The organism is Nocardia sp. NPDC058497, from assembly GCF_042720195.1.
In the GTDB taxonomy this organism is placed as follows: Bacteria; Actinomycetota; Actinomycetes; order Mycobacteriales; family Mycobacteriaceae; genus Nocardia.
This window is the reverse complement of the sequence record NZ_JBHXMY010000580.1, coordinates 1-3,671: the sequence shown is the minus strand read 5'-3', so window position 1 is coordinate 3,671 and position 3,671 is coordinate 1. Positions and strand designations below refer to the sequence as shown.

At 68.0% G+C, this 3,671-nt stretch carries 4 protein-coding genes; all 4 read left to right on the top strand.

Annotation, left to right across the window (positions count from 1 at the left end; translation table 11 throughout):
* On the top strand, positions 1 to 841 hold an 841-nt coding region (locus tag ACFWPJ_RS27560), incomplete at its 5' end, for a cytochrome P450 (RefSeq protein ID WP_378855618.1).
* Entirely contained in the window at positions 841 to 2,088 is a 1,248-nt protein-coding gene (locus ACFWPJ_RS27555) for a glycosyltransferase family 4 protein (RefSeq protein WP_378855616.1), read from the top strand. The genes ACFWPJ_RS27560 and ACFWPJ_RS27555, both read left to right, overlap by 1 nt.
* Positions 2,082 to 2,801 carry a class I SAM-dependent methyltransferase gene (locus ACFWPJ_RS27550; RefSeq protein ID WP_378855614.1) on the top strand — a complete coding sequence of 240 codons (720 nt, stop codon included), beginning with the start codon at positions 2,082 to 2,084 and terminating at the stop codon, positions 2,799 to 2,801. Before ACFWPJ_RS27555 ends, ACFWPJ_RS27550 begins: the two co-directional genes overlap by 7 nt.
* Positions 2,798 to 3,671, top strand: an 874-nt coding sequence (locus ACFWPJ_RS27545) for a prenyltransferase (protein ID WP_378855612.1), incomplete at its 3' end; no start/stop codon positions are given. The genes ACFWPJ_RS27550 and ACFWPJ_RS27545, both read left to right, overlap by 4 nt.

Sequence of the window (3,671 nt, the reverse complement as noted above, 5' to 3'; positions counted from 1 at the left end):
GAACGCGGACGCTAAGACGGGTGGCGGTGACTTCGTCGAGCAGGTGGCGTGCGAGCTGCCGCTGCAAGCGATCGCCGAGCTCGTCGGTGTCCCGCAGCAGGATCGGCGCAAGTTGTTCGACTGGTCGAACCAGATGCTCAACTATGACGACCCCGAATACGGCGATGCCACGACCACCGAGTCCTCGTCGACCGCGGCGATGGAGATCCTCGGCTATGCCTGGAACATGGCCGAGCAGCGCCGCACCGACCCGCGAGACGACATCGTCAGCCAACTCGTGCACGCAGATCTCGACGGTGAGGCGCTGGGCTCGGACGAGTTCGGGTTCTTCGTCATCCTGCTCGCGGTGGCGGGCAACGAGACCACCCGCAATGCCATCACCCACGGCATGAAGGCGTTCGTCGACCATCCGGAGCAGTGGGAGCTCTATAGACAGCAGCGTCCCGCCACCACGGCCGACGAGATCGTGCGATGGGCGACACCGGTGACGGTGTTCCAGCGCACCGCGACCGCGGACACCGAGCTCGGTGGACAGCGGATCCGTGCGGGCGACCGCGTCGGATTGTTCTACAGCTCCGCCAATTTCGACGAAGACGCTTTTGAGCAGCCGTTCCGCTTCGACATCCTGCGCGACCCCAATCCGCATCTGGGTTTCGGCGGCACCGGCGCGCATTTCTGTGTCGGCGCGAATCTGGCCCGGCTCGAGATCGGTCTGATCTTCGACGCCATCGCCGAGGTCATGCCGAACCTGACCCAGGTGGCCGAGCCGCAGCGGTTGCGGTCGGGCTGGATCAACGGCATCAAACATTGGCAGGTCGACTACGGGACCGGGGCGCGCTGATGCGGATCGCCCTGCTGTCCTATCGGAGCAAAGCCCACTGCGGTGGGCAAGGGGTCTATATCCGGTACCTGAGTCAGGGGCTCGTCGAGCTCGGTCATCAGGTCGAGGTGTTCTCCGGTCAGCCCTATCCCCAGGACCTCGATCCCCGGGTCCGGCTCACCGAGGTACCGAGTCTGGACCTCTACCGGGACGACGATCCCTTCCGCACGCCGCATCCCCGCGAGATCCGTGACCGCATCGACCTGCTCGAGCTCGCCACCATGTGGACCGCGGGTTTTCCCGAGCCCCGGACCTTCAGCCTGCGCGTCGCCCGGCTGTTGGCCACGCGCGCACAGGATTTCGATGTGGTGCACGACAACCAGTGCCTCGGCTACGGCCTGCTCGACATCGCCCGCCTGCTACCGCTGGTCGCGACGGTCCACCACCCGATCACCCGCGACCGGGCGGTGGACCTGGCCGCGACGCCGTGGCGGCGGCGACCTTTCGTCCGTCGCTGGTATGGGTTCCTCGGGATGCAGCAGCAGGTGGCACGTCAGATTTCGGACCTGATCACCGTGTCCTCCTCGTCCGCGGCGGATATCGCCGAGGACTTCGGGGTGGATCCCGGTCAGTTGCGCACCGTTCCCCTCGGCGTGGACACCACGTTGTTCCGGCCCCGCGAAACGCCCCGGATGCGTGGGCGGATCGTCGCGGTCGCCAGTGCCGACAAGCCGCTCAAGGGCATCGCGCATCTGCTCAACGCCCTTGCCCGGCTGCGTCATCACCACGAGGTCGAGCTCAGCCTGGTCGCGAAGCTGGAACCGAACGGGCCGACCGAGAAGCTGATCGCCGAACTCGGCCTCGCCGATATCGTCACCCCGGTCAGCGGCGTCAGCGACGAACAGCTGGCGGAACTGCTCGCCTCGGCCGAGATCGCGTGCATTCCCTCGATGTACGAAGGGTTTTCGCTGCCCGCGGTCGAGGCGATGGCGAGCGGGACACCGCTGGTCGCCAGCCGGGCAGGGGCGCTGCCCGAGGTGGTCGGCGACTGCGCGGAGCTGATCGAACCCGGCGACGTCGACGCGCTGACCCGGGTACTGGGCGAACTCCTCGACAGCCCGGAGCGGCGGGAACGGATGGGTACGGCGGGCCGCCACCGTGTCCTCGACCTGTTCAGCTGGGCGGCCGTCGCCGCGCAGACCGTCGCCGTCTACGAGCGGGCGATCGAGCGCTACCACTCCCCGAACCCACAGGAGACCCCATGCTGACTGTCGACTTCGACCGCCTGCGCGTCGGCCCAGGAACGCGGGTGATCGATGTCGGCTGCGGCGCGGGGCGGCACGCGTTCCAGGCCTACCGCCGTGGCGCCGACGTCGTGGCGTTCGACCAGAACGCCGCCGACCTTGCGGACGTGGACGTCATGTTCGAGGCCATGGCCGCGGCGGGTGAGGCACCGGAGTACGCGAAGGCCGAGACCGTACGCGGCGACGCTCTCGATCTGCCCTACGGCGACGGCGAATTCGACGTGGTCATCGCCTCGGAGATCCTCGAGCACGTCCCCGAGGACGACCGGGCCGTCGCCGAGCTCGCACGGGTGGTCAAACCCGGTGGCACGCTGGCGGTCACGGTGCCGCGCTGGCTGCCCGAACGCATCTGCTGGGCGCTGTCGGACGAGTATCACGCCAACGAGGGCGGCCATGTCCGGATCTATCGCGCCGACGAGCTCCGCGACAAGATCACCGCACACGGTCTGCGCTACGACCACCAGGATTTCGCGCACGCGCTGCACTCGCCGTACTGGTGGCTCAAATGCGCGGTGGGCGTGCGCGACGACGACAACCCCCTTGTCCGCGCCTATCACCGATTGCTGGTGTGGGACATGATGTCGGCGCCCACGCTGACCCGCACGACGGAACGACTGCTGAATCCGCTGGTGGGCAAGTCGGTGGCTCTCTACTTCATGAGGCCGACGGTCCGGTGACGGCCGTTGACCTACCGGCCGTTCCCGGCGTCGTCTCGGCCCATGACATCCGCCGTACCGCCGAAACCATCGCGGCCGCACAGGAACCCGACGGCGCGATCCCCTGGTTCACCGGCGGCCACACCGATCCGTGGGACCACATCGAGTCCGCGATGGCGCTCACAGTGGCCGGATTATGGGACGAAGCACGCGATGCCTATATCTGGTCGGCGAAATCGCAGCGCTCCGACGGCTCGTGGCCGATGCAGACGCGCCAGGGCGTGATCGAGAACCACGACGCCGACGCCAACTTCTGCGCCTACCTCGCGACGGGCGTGCTGCACGCGCTCACGATCACCGGCGATACCGGGTTCGCCGCCGAGCTCTGGCCGACGGTCCGTGCCGGTATCGACTTCGTGCTCAGCCTGCAAGTGGGCGTCCACGGCGAGATCCACTGGTCCGCCAACGAATCGGGGACCTCCGGCGAAGCACTGTTGACCGGATGCTCCAGCATCTTTCACAGCCTGGGCTGCGCGGTGGCGCTCGCCGAGCGAATGGGCCACTCCCGCCCGGACTGGGTCGCGGCGCGCCGCAGGCTCGGCCAGGCCCTGCGCCATCACCCGGAGGCGTTCCTGGACAAGAGCCGCTACTCGATGGACTGGTACTACCCCATCCTGGGCGGCGCGGTGCGCGGCACGGCGGCCCACGACCGGATCGCTCGGCACTGGGACGAGTTCGTTGTCGCGGACCTCGGTATTCGGTGCGTGTCCGACGCACCGTGGGTCACCGGCGCGGAGACCTGCGAACTGGTGCTCGCACTCGACGCCGTCGGCGAAACCGCAACGGCCACTAGACTCTTCACCGATGTACAGCACCTGCGCGACCCCGACG